A 243-nucleotide genomic window follows, 5' to 3' on the forward strand; every position below is an offset into this window, starting at 1 on the left:
CATTAGTTTCTGCCTGAGACTGATTTACTGAATTACTGCTTCCTGAGCCGCTAATACCGCCATAGGCAACATCAAGAGCGCGGCTGTAACTGTGCAGCATGTTTTGTGGCTTTTCCTCAGCTTTTACCTGTTCATTCTTGCCAGTGTCGCGCTCTACAGCGTCCTTACTGTCATCCCTCTGGCTCTGATTAAACGGGTCAATATCATCGCTTAACCCAGTCTGACGCTTTACCGTTCCTGTAG

At 48.1% G+C, this 243-nt stretch carries 1 pseudogene; it reads right to left on the reverse strand.

The features are described 5' to 3' along the window. Positions 1–243, reverse strand: a pseudogene (locus RTW80_RS30500) (type IV secretion system protein VirB10); the annotation flags it as partial.

Source organism: Escherichia sp. AM3 (assembly GCF_032029835.1).
Classification (GTDB): Bacteria; Pseudomonadota; Gammaproteobacteria; order Enterobacterales; family Enterobacteriaceae; genus Escherichia; species Escherichia coli.